Below are 17,013 nucleotides of genomic sequence, written 5' to 3' on the forward strand. Positions count from 1 at the left end.
GGGGCTCAGCCGCCGGTGACCAGTCTCGTGGCGACGGTCAGCGCCGTCGCCGACTGCTCCTTCTCGGGCAGGTCCATGCCGAAGATCGACAGCGGGACGGTGCCCAGGATGAGGGCGATCACCGCCAGACGCGCCTCGAACTGCCGGACGGGGTCGTCCCCGGGACCGCTCAGCACCGAGATCAGCGCGATCATGCGCCGCCGCATCTCCTCACCGGCCGGCAGCCCCGCCATGACGTCCTGGTTGACCTGGGCGAACCGGACGAGCGGCCGCCACTGGTCCTCCAGGAGCGCGGCGATCCGGCGCAGGACCTCCACCCTGGCCTCGGGCGTGCCCGGCTGGGCGCCGGCCCACTCCACGATCTCCTCCATCGAGGCGGTGAGATCCTCGATGACGCCGTTGAGGATGTCCTCCTTGGCCTTGAAGTGGTAGTACAGCGCGGGCCTGGTGATGTCGAGCCGCTCGGCGACCTCCCGCAGTGAGGTCTTCTCGTATCCCCGCTCGGCGAACAGCTCCAGCGCGACCTGCTGGATCCGTTCCCTGGTGTCGCTGCGCCGGGCACCCATCACCGTTCCGCCACTTCCCTCGCGCTTTCTCCGGGACATGCTTGACGGCCGTGCCCTCTTTTACTTACTTTCATGTAAGTAAGTTCAGTGGCCCGGCTCGTGAGGAGTACAACTATGGCCCAGAGCTTCCCCGTTCCGCGCACCTGCCCCTTCGCGCCCCCGGCCGAGTACGCCGAGCTCCGCGAGCAGGCCCCCCTCGTCGAGGCGGAGCTGCCCGGCGGACCGGTCTGGCTGGTCACCCGGCACGCCGAGGCGCAGCGGGTGCTCACCGACCCCCGGATCAGCACCTCCCCGGCCACCCCCGGCCACCCCGTCACGAAACTGTCCGCTGAGCAGCCCTCCGAGGAGGAACGGCGGGCGTTCGCGAGGTTCCAGGCCGGCCAGTTCATCGACATGGACCCTCCCGAGCACGACGTCTACCGGCGGATGCTCATCCCGGAGTTCAGCGTCCGGCGCATCAGGGAGATGCGGCCAGGCATCCAGGAGGTGGTCGACCGGCTCATCGACGACATGCTCGGCAAGGGCTCCCCGGCCGACCTGGTCGAGGCGTTCGGGCTCGCCGTGCCGTCCCTGGTGATCTGCGACCTCCTCGGCGTCCCCTACGCCGACCACGAGTTCTTCCAGTCCAGGACCCGCGCGATGGTCACCGCCGCCCTCGACGACATGCGGGCCGCCCGCGCCGCGGGCATCGAGATCTGGGAGTACCTCGACCGCCTGGTCACCGCGGCCGAACGCTCGCCCGGTGACGGCCTCATCGGGCGGCTGGTGACCGCGCGCCGCGAGACCGGCGAGCTGGACCACGACGCGCTGGTCGGCATGGCGTTCCTGCTGCTGATCGCCGGGCACGAGACCACGGCCAACATGATCCCCCTCGGCGTCCTGACGCTGCTGCGCCACCCCGTCCAGCTCGACGCGCTGCGCGCCGACCCGGCCGGCTGGCCGGACGCCGTCGAGGAACTGCTGCGCTTCCACTCGATCGTCGACTGGGTCGCCTTCGACCGCGTCGCCACCGAGGACATGGAGATCGGTGGTCAGAAGGTCCGGACCGGCGAGGGCGTCTTCGTGCTCGGCGCCTCCGCCAACCGCGACCCCCGCGCCTTCGACCGGCCCGACGAGCTCGACATCCGGCGCGGCGCCCGCAACCACCTGGCGTTCGGCTACGGCGTCCACCAGTGCCTCGGGCAGAACCTCGCCCGCGCCGAGCTGGAGATCGCCTACCGCACCCTCTTCGAGCGGATTCCCGGCCTGCGCGTCGTCGGCGAGGACGCCGAGCTGCCGTTCAAGTACGGCGGCCCCATCTTCGGCCTGCACTCGCTCCGGGTGGCATGGTGACGGCCGCGCGCGTGGCCGCCGACCGCGACCGGTGCATCGGCTCCGGGCAGTGCTCCCTCGCCCTGCCCGAGGTCTTCGACGCCGACGAGGAGGGGCTGGTCACCGTGGACGGCGACGCCGCCGCGCGGGTCGGTCCCGCCCGCCTGCGCGGCGCCGTACGGCTCTGCCCGGTCCGGGCCCTGGCCCTGGAGGAGGTCCCGGCACCGGGGGTCCCCTGACACCGGGGGTCTCCGGTGCCGAGGGAGCGGGAACCGGGGGAGGGGCGGACGGGGAGCGGGGGAGAGGGCGGGCGTTCATCCGGCTCTCATGTGGGGCGTCTAGCGTGGGGGCCATGGGTGACGGCAGGGCGGCGCGGGTGCTGGTCGTGGACGACGAGCCCGCGCTCAGGGAGGCGCTGCAGAGCAGCCTGGAGTTCGAGGGCTACCACGTCGGCGTCGCCCCGGACGGCCAGGAGGCGCTGTCGGTCCTCGCCGGGGAACCGTACGAGCTGGTGCTGCTGGACGTGATGATGCCCCGCCTGGACGGCCTGACCGCGTGCCGGCGGCTCCGGGCGGCCGGCAACCACGTGCCGGTGCTCATGCTCACCGCCCGCGACGCCGTCGGCGACCGGGTGTCCGGGCTGGACGCCGGGGCCGACGACTACCTCGTCAAACCGTTCGAGCTGGACGAGCTGCTGGCCCGGGTCAGGGCGCTGCTGCGCCGCGGCGCCCTGGCCGTCCCCGCCGCACCCGGCCCCGGCGGCCCCGGCGGCGTCGTGCTGGCCTGCGGCGACCTGCGGATGGACACCGCGGGCCGGGAGGTCACCCGGGCGGGCGAGCGGCTGGAGCTGACCCGCACCGAGTATCTGCTGCTGGAGCTGTTCATGCTGCACCCGCGGCAGGTGCTCACCCGCGAGCAGATCCTCAACGACGTGTGGGGCTTCGACTTCGAGCCGTCGTCCAACTCCCTCGACGTCTACATCATGTACCTGCGCCGCAAGACCGAGACGGGCGGCCGCCCCCGGCTGATCCACACCGTCCGGGGCGTCGGCTACGTCCTTCGGGCCGCGCCGTGAGACGCCGCTCCCTGCGCTCGCGGCTGACCCTGCTGGTCGCGGCGGCCGTCGCGCTGGCGATCGCGGTGTGCGCGGGCGCCTGCTGGTTCATCGTCCGCGGCGCGCTGCTGAACCAGGTGGACCGTTCCCTGCTGGAGAAGCCCAAGGGGCCCCCGGCGGGCGCCCAGTGGATGCAGGACTACTGCGCGGGCCGCCTGCCCGCCCTCCCCCCGCTGCCCGATCTGCCCGGCTCCGGCCCGGACACGCTCCAGGAACGCATCAGGCCGCCGCGGGTCCTCCCGGTGCAGGTGATCGACGATCGGGGGGGCAGGTGCGTCGTCGGCGGGCTCGCCGTCACGGTGACCCCGGCCGACCGCGCCCTGGCCGCCGCCCCCGAGGGGACGCGGACGCTGCGGGACGGCGCCGCCGAGGACGGCACCCCGATGCGGGTGCTCACCACGAGCGCCGGGTCGGGCCTGGCCGTGATGGAGTCGCGGCCGCTGGCCGAGTTCCAGTCCACGCTGACCACGCTCGCCTGGATCCTCGCCGGTGTGGCCGCCCTCGGCGTGGTCGGCGCCGCCTCGGCCGGGCTGCTGGTCTCCCGTACGGCGCTGCGCCCGGTCGGCCGGCTGGCCGAGGCCGTCGAGCACGTCGCCAGGACCGAGGACCTCGGCACCCGGATCCCCGTGGAGGGCACCGACGAGATCGCCCGCCTCGGCGCCTCGTTCAACGCGATGACGGCGGCGCTGGCGGGCTCACGCGAACGGCAGCGGCGGCTGATCGCCGACGCCGGGCACGAGCTGCGCACCCCCCTCACCAGCCTGCGCACCAACGTCGACCTGCTGCTGCGCAGCGAGAAGACCGGCCGGCCGCTGGCCCCCGAGCCGAAGCGCAGGCTGCTGGCCGGCCTCAAGGCCCAGTTCGAGGAGATGTCGACCCTGGTGGGGGACCTGCTCCAGCTCTCCCGGGGGGAAGGGGACCACGAGCCGCACGTGGAGTTCGCCTTCCACGAGGTCGTCCGGGCCGCCGTCGAGCGGGCCGTCCTCCGCGGTGCGGATATCACCGCCGAGCTCGACCCCTGGTACGCCGAGGGCAGCGCCTCCCTGATGGAGCGGGCCGTGCTCAACCTGCTGGACAACGCCGCCAAGTTCGGTCCCGGCCGGGTCGAGGTGCGCCTGCGCGGTGGCGAGCTGACCGTGCGCGACCACGGTCCCGGTATCCCCGCCGACGAACTGCCGCACGTGTTCGAGCGCTTCTGGCGCTCGCCGGCGGCGCGCGGCCTGCCGGGCTCCGGTCTCGGGCTGGCGATCGTGGCCCAGGCGGTCGCGGAGGCGGGCGGGACGGTACGGCTCGGCAACGCCGCGGACGGGGGCGTGGTGGCGGCCCTCGGCCTGCCGGGCGCCGCTCGTCCCCGGAGCCCCGCTCCGGCGTCGCCGCGCTGATCCGGACCGGTGGAGCCGCCGCGCACAGGGGTTTCGTTCCGCGGCGCCCGCCGGGCCGGGCGCCGGGGGGCCGGGGATCAGCGTTCCGCGGCGCCCGCCGGGCTGACCCGGCGCAGCAGCTCGTCGCGCACCCGGCTCGACGCGACCGCCTCGGCGCCGCGCAGCGCCGCGTCCGCCCCCAGCGCGGAGGAGACCACCGGCGTCGCGGTCTTGACGAGCCGGGCGAGTTCGGCGCGGACCGGGTCGAGCAGGGCGTGCCTGCCTCCTACGGTCCCTCCCAGCACGACCAGGGCCGGGTCGAGGACGGCGGCGGTCACCGCGACGGCGCCGGCGAGGTGCCGCGCGACCCGGCGGACGGCCCGGACGGCCCGCTCGTCGCCGCGCGCGGCGGCGCCGAACACCGCGTCGGGGCCGGTCTCCGGCAGGCCCTCCGCCGTGGCGTACTCGGCGAGGGCCTGTTCGGTGACCGAGTGGTGCAGCCGTCCGGAGTCGCGGATGCCCGGATCGTCGAGGGAGCGGTGGCCGAGGGGCATGCGGGAGATCTCCCCGGCCGCTCCGGTGGCCCCCCGGTGGATCTCGCCGTGCATGACGACACCCATGCCGAGTCCGCGCCCCACGGAGATGTAGACGAAGTCGTCGACGTCACGGGCGACGCCCGCGGCCCGCTCGCCCAGGGCGGAGAGGTTGACGTCGTTCTCCACGGTGGCGGCGCCCCCGAACAGCTCGACGATCGCGTCGATGGACGCCTGGTCGAAGGCGGGCAGCGCCGAGGGGAGGTCGCGGTGCAGGACACCGCCCGCATCGACGACGGTCGGCACCGAGACGACGCCGTGCCATACCTCCGGGCGGGACGCCCTCGCGTGGGCGAGGGCGCGATCCAGCAGCCCCCGCACCTGGAGGTGGAGCGGGGCGCCCCCGGGCACCCGCTCGGCGGGGGCCTCCACCAGGGCCACCCGTTCGCCGCGCAGGCCCAGCAGTGACACCACGAGGCCGACCGAGGTGACGGACACGGCCGCCGCGAGACCGCCGCCGGCCGGGCGGACCTCGTAGAGCGCGGCGGCGGGTCCCTTGCGGGAGGTGTCACGGCCGGTGGCGCGCACGATCCCCGACCGTTCGAGGTTCGCCACGGCACGGCTGATCGTCGGCAGCGCCAGGCCGGTGCGCTCGGCCAGGTCGACGCGGGTCAGCGGGGTGTCGTGCAGGAGCTGTACGACGACGGAGCGCTCGTTGAGGTTGCGGAGCACGGTGGACGCCCCCGACGGCAGCGCCGCCGCCTGTGGTTGGCGGGACATGGCCACGATCATATATCTCGAACACACTGTTAGTACTTTCTTCGGAAAACCATTGACCTCGTGAGGGGTGTGACATTAGCGTCCAGCAATTAATACGAACAGTGTGTTATAGATAGGGCGGGAGCCCTGAACGGAGGTGCGACATGGTCGTCGATCCTCGGCGGTTCGACCGCCGGACTCTCCTGCGCGGCGCGGGCGCCCTGGGCGCCGCCGCGTTCACCGCCTCGCTCACCGGCTGCGCCGAGACCGGTGCGGGCCAGGGCGCGAAGGCCGGCGCGGGCAGTGCGCCGCTGCTCACCGTCGCCTCCGAGCAGGGCTCGACGCTCGCCAGGAACTTCAACCCGTTCGCCGCCAGCTCGCGCTGGGCGGCGCGGTTCTGCGTCTACGAGCCGCTCATGATCTTCAACCACGTGACGGGCGCGCTGGAGCCCTGGCTCGCCACCGGCTTCACCTGGTCGCAGGAGAACACGGTGCTCACCATGAAGCTCCGCGACAAGGTCACCTGGTCCGACGGCAGGCCGTTCACGGCCGAGGACGTCACGTTCACCTTCGACCTGCTGAAGCGGCACAAGGGACTCATCGGATACGCCACGGGCGCCGTCGCGAACTACGTCGAAGCCGTCCGGGCCCCCGACGCCGGGACCGTGGAGTTCACCTTCAAGAAGGCGTACACGCCCGCGCTGCACGACATCGCGCAGCAACTCCTCGTTCCCCGGCACATCTGGTCGGCCGTCGCCGACCCCGTCACCCACACCAACCCCGACCCCGTGGGCACCGGCCCGTTCACGCTCACGGCCTTCCGCCCGCAGATGTACGAGCTGCGCAGACGCGACGGCTACTGGCAGCCGATCGCGATCCCCGGTCTACGGGTGCCGACCTACGCCGGCAACGACCAGATCAACTCCGCGCTGGTGAGCGGGCAGGTCGACTGGGGCGGCCTGGTGCCCGACCCCGACCGGACGTTCGTCGCGAAGGACAGGCGCAACAACCACTACTGGTGGCCGCGGATCTCCGACATCTTCCTGTTCGTCAACACCACCAAGGCGCCGTTCGACGACCCCGCGGTCCGCAAGGCCCTCAGCATGGCCCTCGACCGCCGCAAGATGGTCGACATCGCCGTATGGGGCAAGAGCGAGCCCGCCAACGCGGTCGGCATCGCCCGCGACGCCTACCCCGGCTGGATCGACGAGTCCCTGACGAGCACCCACGCCGAGCTCGTCACCCGCGACGTCGCCGCGGCGAACGCCGCGCTCGACGCCGCCGGGCTCGCCAGGGGCGCCGGCGGCAGGCGCACCGGCAAGGACGGCGAGCCCGCCTCCTTCGACCTGGTCGTCCCCAGCGGCTGGACCGACTTCGTCGCCGTGGCGCAGATCGTCACCCAGAACCTCGCCGAGGTGGGCGTCACGGTCAAGCTGCGCACGATCGGGTTCGACCAGTGGACCTCGGCCGTCTACAACGGGCGCTTCGACGTCACCCTCGGACCCGGCGAGCGCGGCGCGTCCCCCTTCGGTTACTTCCGCGCGATGATGTCGAGCTTCACCCGGCGGCCCGTCGGGGAGACCAGCAACCTCAACTTCCACCGCCTGGCCGTACCCGAGGCCGACGAGCTGCTGGAGAGGTTCGCCACCGTCTCCGACGCCGCCGAGCAGCGGAAGATCGGACGCGAGCTGCAGAAGCTGTTCGTCGAGGTCTTCCCGGCCGTCCCGCTGTACGAGCAGCCCGAGTGGGGGGCCTACAGCTCCCGGCGCTTCACCGGCTGGCCCGACGCCGGCGCCCCCTACGCGCCGCTGCGCAACTCCCCGCGCTTCCCGACGCCGCTCCTCGTCTACCCGAAACTGAAGCCCGCCACATGATCTTCCTGCTGCGCAGGGCGGCGTTCTACGCGGTCGCGGGGTTCGTCGCCGTCACCCTCAACTTCCTGCTGCCCCGCCTGATGCCGGGCGACCCGGCGACGACGCTGTTCGCCGGCTACGCCGACCAGCTCGGCCCCGACGACCTGGCCTCGCTCAAGGAGGCGTACGGCCTGTCGGACGCGCCGCTCCTCGCGCAGTACGCCGACTACCTGCACAACCTCCTCGGCGGAGACCTCGGCACCTCCCTGTCGCAGTTCCCCACCCCGGTCACCGACCTCATCCGGGACGGCCTCGGCTGGTCGCTGCTGCTCGGCACCGTCAGCGTGCTGATCAGCTTCACCGCCGGCACGCTGCTCGGCTCCTTCGCGGCCTGGCGGAGGGGGAGCCGGTTCGACACCGTCGTGCCGCCGCTGACGATGTTCGTCGGCTCGTTCCCCTACTTCTTCCTCGCGCTGCTCGTGCTCTATCTGTTCGCGGTCCGGTGGCAGGTACTGCCGCAGGGCTACGCCTACGGCATGGACGTCGCGCCCGGCCTCACCCCGGAGTTCCTCGGCAGCGTCGCGACCCACCTGCTGCTGCCCGCCACCACGGTCGCGCTGGTCTCCGTCGGCGCGTGGGTACTGTCGATCCGCAACACGATGATCGGCGTCCTCGACGAGGACTACCTGACCATGGCCGAGGCCAAGGGTCTGCGGACCTGGCGGGTGATGGGCCACTACGCGGCGCGCAACGCGATCCTGCCGACCGTCACCTCTCTCGGCCTGGCCGTCAGCCACGTCTTCTCCGGGCAGCTGCTCACCGAGGTCGTCTTCACCTACCCCGGTCTCGGCAACCAGCTCTACGCGGCGGTCACCACCCACGACTACCCGCTGATGCAGGCCCTTTTCCTCATGATCACCATTTCCGTCCTCGCCGTGAACTTCGTGGTCGACGCGCTCTACGCGGCGCTCGACCCTCGGGTGCGCGGCGCGGCCACCGCGAGCTCCTAAGGAGGTGTTCCCCATGCGGAAGGTGACAGCGTTCCTGCGCGGCGACCGCCGCGCCGTCGTCGGCGCCGCGGTCTTCGCCCTCATCGCCTGCGCCGTGCTCCTCGCACCCGTCCTGGCGCCCCACACCACCACCTGGTCGGACGGCGGGCCGTTCAGCCCGCCGTCGGCCGCCCACCCGCTCGGCACCAACGGCCAGGGCCAGGACGTCCTCAGCCACGTCCTGTACGGCGGCCGCACCTCTCTCGGCATGGCCCTCGTGGTCGGCACCGGCACCACGGTGATCAGCGTCGTCGCGGGCCTCGTCACGGCATTCCTCGGCGGCGTGGCCGACGAGGCGATCTCGCTGGTGGTCAACGTGGTCCTGACGATCCCGAGCCTGCCGCTGATCATCGTCCTGGCGGCGTTCCTGCCACCCGGCACGGGCACCATCGTGCTCGTCCTCGTGGCGACCGGCTGGGCGTTCGGCGCCCGGGTGGTCCGCTCGCAGGCGCTGACCCTGCGCCGGCGCGACTTCGTCGCCGCCGCCACGGTCGCGGGCGAACACCGTCGGCGCACCATCTTCGTGGAGATCATGCCGAACATGGCCTCCGTCATCGCCGCCTACTTCTGCGGTCAGGTCGTCTTCGCGCTGACCGCCGGCTCGGCGCTGGAGTTCCTCGGCCTCGGCGACGCCGACCAGCCGTCGTGGGGGACGATGCTGTTCTGGGCGCAGAACGACTCCGCGCTGCTGCAGGGCGCGTGGTGGACGTTCGTCGCGCCCGGCCTCGGCATCGCGCTGACCGCCTCGGCGCTCGCGCTGGTCAACTTCGCCATCGACGCCGCCACCAACCCCCGGCTGCGGGTCGCGGGCGGCGGCGCCACCCGCCGCCCCCGCGGCTTCCGCCGGGCCACGGCGGTGCGGCGTGGCTGAACCACTGACCGCCGGGACGGCCGCGCCGCCGACCGGCCTGCTGTCCATCGAGAACCTGACCGTCGACTTCCACACTCCGCGCGGTATCGCCCGCGCCGTCGACGGGGTGAGCCTCGGCCTGTTCCCCGGAGAGATCCTCGGGCTGGCCGGGGAGTCGGGCTGCGGCAAGTCGACGCTGGCCATGGCCGTACCGAGGCTGCTGCGCGACCCCGCCGTCATCACCGGCGGCCGCGTCCGCTTCGGCGGCGGCGGCGACGGCGACGGCGACGGCGAAGGCGAAGGCGTCGACCTGCTCGGCCTGTCCGACGAGGGACTGCGGCGCGTCCGCTGGCGCGACATCGCCGTCGTGTTCCAGAACGCGATGAACGCCCTCAACCCGGTCCTCCGCGTCGAGGCCCAGCTCGTCGACGTCATCCGCACCCACGAGCGGACCGGCCGCCGCGAGGCCCGCGAACGCGCCGCCCGGCTGTGCGGGCTCGTCGGCATCGGCGCCGACCGGCTGCGCGCCTACCCGCACGAACTGTCCGGCGGCATGCGGCAGCGTGTCGCCATCGCGATCGCCCTGGCCCTGCGGCCCAGAATCCTCATCATGGACGAGCCGACGACGGCCCTCGACGTCGTCGTCCAGCGGGAGATCATCGCCGAGGTGCGGAGACTGCAGGAGCGGCTCGGCTTCGCCGTCCTGTTCATCACGCACGACATCTCCCTGCTCGTCGAGATCAGCGACCGCATCGCGATCATGTACGCGGGGGAGGTGGTCGAGCTGGCCGGCGCCCGGACGATCCTCGACGACCCCGCCCACCCCTACACCCGGGGCCTGCTCGCGTCCTTCCCGACGCTGCACGGCGACGACACGCGGCTCACCGGAATCCCCGGAGCCCCGCCCGACCTCGTCGACCCGCCCCCGGGCTGCCGGTTCGCTCCGCGCTGCCCCTCGGCGCACGACCGCTGCCGCGCCGAGCGTCCCGTCCCGGTCACCATGGACGGCCGCGACGTGGCCTGCCACCTGTACGGCCCGGCGGAGGTGACCCCGTGACCTCCCCCCTCCTCCAGGTGGAGGGTCTGACCAGGCACTTCACCATCGGCCGGGGCCGGCGTGCCCGCGTGCTGCGGGCGGTGCACGACGTGTCGTTCGAGGTCGGTGCCGGCGAGATCGTCACGCTGGTCGGCGAGTCCGGCAGCGGCAAGTCCACGACGGCGCGGCTCGTCGCCCGCCTGGACCGGCCGACCGGCGGCACGATCAGGCTCGACGGCACGGACGTCCTGACCGGTGAGCCGCGCCGGGCCTCCCCGGCCTACCGGCGAGCCGTGCAGATGGTCTTCCAGGACCCGTTCGGCTCGCTCAATCCCGTTCACACCGTCGGCCACCACCTTCGGCGGCCCCTCATCCTGCACGGCCACGACCCCGGCGACGTCGCCGGCCTGCTCACCACCGTCGGGCTGGACCCTTCCCTGGCGGGGCGTCACCCGCACGAGCTGTCCGGCGGGCAGCGGCAGCGGGTGGCGATCGCCAGGGCGCTCGCCGTCCGCCCCCGGCTCATCGTGGCCGACGAACCGGTGTCCATGCTCGACGTCAGCGTGCGCGCCGGCGTGCTCAACCTCATGGAACGGCTGCGCGCCACCCGGGGCACGGCCTACCTGTACATCACCCACGACCTCGCCTCCGCCCGCTACCTCGGCGGCCGGATCCTCGTCATGTACGCCGGGCACGCCGTCGAGGGCGCCGATGCCGCCACCCTGGTGGAACGGCCCGCCCACCCGTACACGCGCCTGCTGCTGTCGGCCGTTCCCGACCCGCGCCGCGAGCACCGCGGCGCGGAGCCCCCGGCCGCTCCGGCGGGCGCGGCGGCCGCTCCGGCGCCGACGGGCTGCCCGTTCACCGCCCGCTGCCCGCTCGCCACCGCCCGCTGCGCCGCCGAACGGCCCGCCAGGACCGACCTCGGCGGCGGCCACTGGGTGCGCTGTCACGCGGCCGAGGAAGGAAGAACCCGATGACACGCATCGGCGTGTGCGGGCTGAAGTTTCCCGAGGCGGCCGAACTCGGCCCCGGACGGCTGGCGGCGCTACGGCAGCAGGCCGACGACCTGGACCTCTACCTTGAGACGGGGCTCGGCAAGGTCAACCCGTTCAACACGGCCGAGGACCCGTCGATCCGTCAGGTCGGCGACGGCGACTACCTGCTCGGCGCGCGCCGCATGATCGAGGCGGCGGCCGCGATCGGCTGTGCCGACCTGTGGGGCGACACGGCCAACTACCAGCACTTCCGCTGGGGCCTGCACGCCATCGACCGCTTCCGCACCGACGTCACCTGGGAGGAGCAACTGGAGGCCACCCGCCGCCTCCTGCACCGGCTCGCCCCGGTGCTGCGCGGCCACGGTGCCCGGGTCAACCTGGAGACCCACGAGGAGATCACCACGTTCGAGCTGGTCAGGCTCGTCGAGGACGTCGGGCCCGATGCCGTCGGCGTGACCCTGGACCTGGCCAACGTGGTCGTCCGCGGTGAGGACCCCGTCGAGGCCACCCGCCGCGTCGCGCCGTACACACGCCAGACGCACATGCGCGACCTCGTGGTGACCTTCACCGGCGACGGGCTCGAACGCCAGAACCGCGCCTGCGGCGACGGCGTCGTCGATCTCGCCGCCGTCCTGTCCCTGCTGCTCGAACACGCGCCCCAGGTCAATCTCACCATCGAGAACACCAAGGGGCGCGACCGCAACGGCATCCAGATCTTCGACCGGCGCTGGCAGGACCTCCACCCCGACCTGCCACTGGCCGACCTGGCCGGGCTCGTCCGCCTGGCGAGCGTCGCCGAGCGCCGCATGGCGGCGGGCGAGCTGACCCCCGTCGACTCCTACTACGCGCCTCCCCTGGGGACGGAGTGGGAACGCGCGTTCCTGCGCCGCAGCGCCGACCACCTGACCACCCTGCTGTCCCGGCTCACCTGAAGCTCACCCGAAGTTCACCGAAGCCCATCCGAAAGGCGTCACATGCACCGCAAGCTCCGCGTCATCGTCATCCTGGCCCACCCCGACGAGCCGGAGGAGTACGTCGGCGGCACCGCCGCGCTCTACGCGAAAGCCGGGCACGCCGTGAAGTTCATGACCCTCACCAACGGGTCCGCGGGCCACTGGGAGGTGGACGCGGGCCCCCTCGTCGCCCGCCGCGCCGCCGAGGGGACCGAGGCGGCCGAGCGGCTCGGCGTACTGCAGTACGAGATCCTGCCGATCGACGACGGCTCCCTCATCCCGACCCTGGAGGTACGGCAGGCCGTCATCCGCGCGATCCGCGAATGGCGGGCCGACGTCGTCATCTCCTTCCACCCCGACGGCGCGGGCCACCCCGACAACCGCGCCGCAGGCCAGATCGTCCGCGACGCCATGCCGTTCGTCGGGCTGCGGAACATCCTGCCGGCCGTGCCACCGCTCGCCCGCCGTCCGCTCTACCTGCTGACGGTCGACTACGGGACGCACCCGCAGCACCGCCACGACATCGCGATCGACACCACGCCCGCGATCGAGGAGAAGCTGCTCGGCTGCGACGCGCACGTCTCACAGTTCTACGAGTTCACCCCCTACTGCAACGGGCTGCTCGACACCGTTCCCACCGACTGGGCCGGACGCCGGGAGTTCCTGCTGGAGCACTGGTCGACGTACCTGCACGCCGCCGAGGACATGCGCCCCGCCCTGGCCCGCTGGTACGGCGACAAGCACGCCGAGGGCGTCGAGTACGCCGAGACGTTCACCGTCTCCCCGTACAACCGGCTCCACTCCGACGACGAGTTGCGCGCCCTGCTGCCCCTGCCGGCCGGCGGGGAACCGGCGTAGCGGTCCAGGGCGCCCTCCGGGAGGGAGACGGGGGAGAAGGGGGGCGACGGGCTTCTCATCCGGCGTTCATCGGCGGCTCAGCCGGTTCCAAGCCCGGGCCACGATGGTGGGCGCATGCAGACAGCACTCAAGACGCGCCTGGTCGAGGTGGTCGTCCCGGTGTACAACGAGCAGCGCGCCCTGCCGGCGAGCATCAGGCGGCTGCACGCGTACCTGACCGACACCTTCCCCTACGGCTTCCGCATCACGATCGCCGACAACGCCAGCACCGACGCCACCTGGGAGATCGCCACACGTCTGGAACGCGAGCTGCCGTGCGTGCGGGCCGTCCGCCTGGACGCCAAGGGCCGCGGCCGGGCGCTGCGGCGGGTGTGGTCGGGCAGCGACGCCGACGTCGTCGCCTACATGGACGTCGACCTGTCCACCGGCCTGGAGGCGTTCCTGCCGCTGGTCGCCCCGCTGCTGTCGGGGCACAGCGACCTGGCCATCGGCACCCGGCTGGCGAGGAACGCCGACGTGGTCCGCGGCCCGAAGCGGGAGCTGATCTCCCGCGCCTACAACCTGCTGCTGCGCTCGGCGATGGGGGCCGGCTTCTCCGACGCCCAGTGCGGGTTCAAGGCGGGCCGTACGGAGGTCGTCCAGGCGCTGCTTCCGGCGGTCGAGGACGAGGAGTGGTTCTTCGACACCGAGCTGCTGCTCCTGGCCGAGGGGCACGGCCTGCGCATCCACGAGGTGCCGGTCGACTGGGTGGACGACCCCGACAGCCGGGTGGACATCCTGCGCACCGCCCTGGACGACCTGCGGGGGATGGCCAGGGTGGCGCGCAGGACCCTGTGGGACGCGGCCCGGCTGCCGGTGCCGCCGCGGGTCCGCTCGGCCCGCCTCCCCCGGGGCATGGCCCGCCAGCTCTCCGGCTTCGCCGTCATCGGTGTCCTCAGCACCCTGGCGCACCTGGGGCTGTTCGTCGCCCTGCGGCAGGTGATGCCCGCGGTGGCGGCCAACGCGGTGGCGCTGCTCGTCACCGCCGTCGCCAACACCGCCGCCAACCGGCGCTTCACCTTCGGCGTCACCGGCCGCGCGGGCGCCCTGCGCCACCAGCTGGAAGGCGGTCTGGCGTTCGCCGTCGGGCTGCTGCTGAGCACCGGTGGCCTGGCGCTGCTCGGACGGCTGCTGCCGGGCGCCTCCGCCACGGCCGAGGTCGTCGCGCTCGTCGCGGCCAACGCTCTGGCCACGCTGGTCCGGTTCCTGCTGCTGCGGGCCTGGGTCTTCAACCCGCGCCGGACGGGCCGGTCCGGTCCCGCCGGGACGCCCGGCTCCTCCGGGGAGGCCGTCCGATGAGCGCCCGCGTCACCCCCGGGGGAGCCCCCGGCGCGCCGTCGGGCTCCGGAGGGGGTATCCTCCCGGCCGGATCGCCGGAGACCTCACCCGATCCCGCCACCACGCCCGCCGATCCCGCCACCACGCCCGCCGCGGCGCCGCCGTCCGGCGGGAGGTTCCGCGCCGCCGTACGGCGGGCGGCCCTCGGGGCCCCCGGCGACCCCCGCTGGGCGCGGCCCGGCCTGTGGGCGGTGCTCGCGCTGGCCGCCGTCCTGTACACCTGGGCGCTCGGCCGCAACGGGTACGCCAACGACTACTACGCCGCCGCGGTCCTGTCGGGGACCAAGAGCTGGAAGGCGTTCTTCTTCGGCGCGCTGGACGCCGGGTCGTTCATCACCGTGGACAAGCCGCCCCTCGCGCTGTGGGTGATGGGGCTGTCGGCGAGGATCTTCGGGTTCGGGACGTGGAGCATGCTCCTGCCCCAGGCGCTGGCCGGCGTCGCGGCGGCAGGGATCCTGCACTCCGCGGTACGGCGCGCGCTGCCCGGTACGGCCGGCCACGCGGCCGCCCTGCTCGCCGCCCTGGTGATGACGCTGACCCCGATCACGGTGGCGATCAACCGGGACAACAACCCCGACACCCTCCTCGTCCTGCTGCTGGTGGCCGCCGCGTGGCTCTGCCAGAAGTCGGTCCGCAGCGGCCGGACGCGCACCCTGGTGCTGTCGGCCGTCGCGGTCGGGCTGGCCTTCAACGTCAAGATGCTCCAGGCGTACCTGGTGGTCCCGGTCTTCGCCGCGGTCCACCTCTTCCTGGCCCCCGGTACGGTGGCCCGCCGCCTGGGCCGGCTGCTCGCCGCCGGTGCGGCGCTGGTGGCCTCCAGCGCGTGGTGGATGGCGATCGTGGACCTGTGGCCGGCCGGAAGCCGCCCCTACGTCGGCGGCAGCTCCGACGACTCGGTCTGGGACCTGGTCGTCGGCTACAACGGCCTGGGCCGGATCTTCGGCTCCGGGGGAGGGGCGCGGGGCCGCGGCGCGGCGGGGAGCCCGCCCCCGGGCGTGCCCGCGGACCTGCCGGAGGGACTCACCCGGGCTCCCGGGGGCGCCCCCGGCGGGTTCGGCGGCACGTCGGGCGCCGGGCGCCTGTTCAACGACATCCTGGCCGGGCAGATCTCCTGGCTCCTGCCGTTCGCCGTGCTCGCGCTGGTGGCCGGGCTCGTCCTGGCCTTCCGCGGCTCCCTGCGCGGCGCCCGTACGGCCCTGCTGCTGTGGGGCGGCTGGCTGGCCGTTCACTACGTGGTCTTCAGCTTCGCCGAGGGCATCTTCCACCCGTACTACACCACCGCCATGGCCCCGGCGGTCGCCGCGCTGACCGGTGTCGGCGGGGTGCTGATGTGGCGGGCGGCCCGGCGTTCGCGGGCCTGGGCCGCGGTGCTCGCGGGCGGCCTCGCGGTCACCGGGGCGTGGTCCTTCGCGGTGCTGCGCCGCAGCCCGGACTTCGTTCCGTGGCTGGCGTGGGCGGTCGCCGCGATGGCGGCGGTCGCGGCGGTGACGCTGCTCCTGGTCCGCCTCGGCGGGCGCGCCCGGCGGGCGGCCGCGGTGACCGTACTGGTCACCGGCCTGTTCGCCGGTCTGGCCGGTCCCGCCGCGTACGCGCTGACCCCGCTGGGCTCGCCCGTCATGGGCACCAACCCCACGGCCGGCCCGGCCGGAAGCGGCATGCCGGGGACGCCGGGGATGCTGATCCGCTACCCGGGGACGCCCGGCGCCCGGGACGGCGGCTCCGGGGGCGGTTCCGGAGCCGGTTCCGGCGACCGTCCCCCCGGCGGGGCGGGAGAACGCCTCCCCGGCGACGCGTCCGGGCCGCGCCTGATCAGACTCGGTCCGGCCGGACTCGACGCCGACCTGCTCGGCTACCTGGAGCGCAACCGGGGTGGAGCGACCTGGCTGGTGGCCGTGGACAGCGCGCAGAGCGCCGCGTCGGCCATCCTCTCCACCGGCCGGCCCGTCATCGCGATGGGCGGCTTCGGCGGCTCGGACCCGGCCATGAGCGTGGACAGGCTCAGGGAACTCGTCTCCACGGGGCGACTTCGGTATGTGCTGCCCGGCGGCAGCCCCGGCGGATCCGGTGGGTCCGGCGGGTCCGCCGGTTCGGGCGCGTCCGGCGAGTCCGGCCGCTCCACGGGAACGGCCGGGGGCTCCGGCGCTCCGGATGCGGCGGGCCCGTCAGGCGGGACCGGCGGGCCCGGAGGGGGCCGGGGGAACTCCGAGGCGCTCGCCTGGGTCCGGGCCAACTGCGCCGTCGTCCCGGCGGCCGAATACGGCGGGGCCGGAGGCGGCGGGACCGGAGATGGCGGAGCCGGAGACGAGGGGGCCGGAGGCGGCGGGACCGGAGAGGACCGGTCCCTCTACCGCTGCGGCTGAGCCGCCGGGGACGGGCCGGAATCCGGTGCGGAACC

General features: G+C 73.7%; 15 protein-coding genes. 13 read left to right on the forward strand and 2 right to left on the reverse strand.

Annotated elements, in window-relative coordinates; translation table 11 throughout:
* Positions 1-5: 5 nt before the first annotated feature.
* Positions 6-566, reverse strand: coding sequence for a TetR/AcrR family transcriptional regulator (locus ACFYSC_RS13905; protein ID WP_389960914.1), 561 nt, complete (start codon positions 564-566; stop codon positions 6-8).
* Between the two features lie 114 nt (positions 567-680).
* On the opposite strand from ACFYSC_RS13905, the gene ACFYSC_RS13910 reads away from it, so the two are divergent.
* From ACFYSC_RS13910 to ACFYSC_RS13925, 4 genes are all read left to right on the forward strand, one after another.
* Positions 681-1,898, forward strand: a complete 1,218-nt coding sequence (locus ACFYSC_RS13910) for a cytochrome P450 (RefSeq protein WP_389960916.1) — start codon at positions 681-683, stop codon at positions 1,896-1,898.
* Entirely contained in the window at positions 1,895-2,116 is a 222-nt protein-coding gene (locus ACFYSC_RS13915; RefSeq protein WP_389960918.1) for a ferredoxin, read from the forward strand. Before ACFYSC_RS13910 ends, ACFYSC_RS13915 begins: the two co-directional genes overlap by 4 nt.
* 113 nt (positions 2,117-2,229) lie before the next feature.
* Positions 2,230-2,952 carry a response regulator transcription factor gene (locus ACFYSC_RS13920; RefSeq protein WP_389960920.1) on the forward strand — a complete coding sequence of 241 codons (723 nt, stop codon included), beginning with the start codon at positions 2,230-2,232 and terminating at the stop codon, positions 2,950-2,952.
* Positions 2,949-4,373, forward strand: coding sequence for an ATP-binding protein (locus tag ACFYSC_RS13925; RefSeq protein WP_389960922.1), 1,425 nt, complete (start codon positions 2,949-2,951; stop codon positions 4,371-4,373). The genes ACFYSC_RS13920 and ACFYSC_RS13925 overlap by 4 nt, the downstream gene beginning before the upstream one ends.
* Before the next feature lie 77 nt (positions 4,374-4,450).
* On the opposite strand, the gene ACFYSC_RS13930 is transcribed toward ACFYSC_RS13925, so the two are convergent.
* Complete coding sequence (locus tag ACFYSC_RS13930; protein WP_389960924.1) at positions 4,451-5,665, reverse strand: ROK family protein; 1,215 nt, start codon at positions 5,663-5,665, stop codon at positions 4,451-4,453.
* 143 nt (positions 5,666-5,808) lie between these two features.
* On the opposite strand from ACFYSC_RS13930, the gene ACFYSC_RS13935 reads away from it, so the two are divergent.
* The 9 genes from ACFYSC_RS13935 (at position 5,809) to ACFYSC_RS13975 (ending at position 16,978) form a co-directional block, all read left to right on the forward strand.
* On the forward strand, positions 5,809-7,518 hold the full coding sequence (locus tag ACFYSC_RS13935) for an ABC transporter substrate-binding protein (protein WP_389960926.1): 1,710 nt from the start codon (positions 5,809-5,811) through the stop codon (positions 7,516-7,518).
* Positions 7,515-8,507 carry an ABC transporter permease gene (locus ACFYSC_RS13940; RefSeq protein ID WP_389960928.1) on the forward strand — a complete coding sequence of 331 codons (993 nt, stop codon included), beginning with the start codon at positions 7,515-7,517 and terminating at the stop codon, positions 8,505-8,507. Before ACFYSC_RS13935 ends, ACFYSC_RS13940 begins: the two co-directional genes overlap by 4 nt.
* Positions 8,508-8,520: 13 nt before the next feature.
* Positions 8,521-9,417: an ABC transporter permease gene (locus ACFYSC_RS13945; protein ID WP_389960930.1), complete on the forward strand. Its 897-nt coding sequence runs from the start codon at positions 8,521-8,523 to the stop codon at positions 9,415-9,417.
* A complete protein-coding gene (locus ACFYSC_RS13950; RefSeq protein WP_389960932.1) occupies positions 9,410-10,453 on the forward strand; it encodes an ABC transporter ATP-binding protein in 1,044 nt (347 codons plus the stop codon). The genes ACFYSC_RS13945 and ACFYSC_RS13950 overlap by 8 nt, the downstream gene beginning before the upstream one ends.
* Positions 10,450-11,412: an oligopeptide/dipeptide ABC transporter ATP-binding protein gene (locus ACFYSC_RS13955; RefSeq protein WP_389960934.1), complete on the forward strand. Its 963-nt coding sequence runs from the start codon at positions 10,450-10,452 to the stop codon at positions 11,410-11,412. The genes ACFYSC_RS13950 and ACFYSC_RS13955 overlap by 4 nt, the downstream gene beginning before the upstream one ends.
* Positions 11,409-12,362, forward strand: coding sequence for a sugar phosphate isomerase/epimerase family protein (locus ACFYSC_RS13960; RefSeq protein WP_389960936.1), 954 nt, complete (start codon positions 11,409-11,411; stop codon positions 12,360-12,362). The genes ACFYSC_RS13955 and ACFYSC_RS13960 overlap by 4 nt, the downstream gene beginning before the upstream one ends.
* A gap of 42 nt (positions 12,363-12,404) precedes the next feature.
* Entirely contained in the window at positions 12,405-13,241 is an 837-nt protein-coding gene (locus ACFYSC_RS13965; RefSeq protein ID WP_389960938.1) for a PIG-L deacetylase family protein, read from the forward strand.
* Between the two features lie 114 nt (positions 13,242-13,355).
* Complete coding sequence (locus ACFYSC_RS13970) at positions 13,356-14,579, forward strand: glycosyltransferase (RefSeq protein ID WP_389960940.1); 1,224 nt, start codon at positions 13,356-13,358, stop codon at positions 14,577-14,579.
* Positions 14,576-16,978 (forward strand): glycosyltransferase family 39 protein, encoded by a 2,403-nt coding sequence (locus tag ACFYSC_RS13975; RefSeq protein ID WP_389960942.1) that lies wholly within the window; start codon positions 14,576-14,578, stop codon positions 16,976-16,978. Before ACFYSC_RS13970 ends, ACFYSC_RS13975 begins: the two co-directional genes overlap by 4 nt.
* Positions 16,979-17,013: the final 35 nt, after the last annotated feature.

It is taken from the genome of Streptosporangium sp. NPDC004379, from assembly GCF_042873875.1.
Classification (GTDB): domain Bacteria; phylum Actinomycetota; class Actinomycetes; order Streptosporangiales; family Streptosporangiaceae; genus Streptosporangium.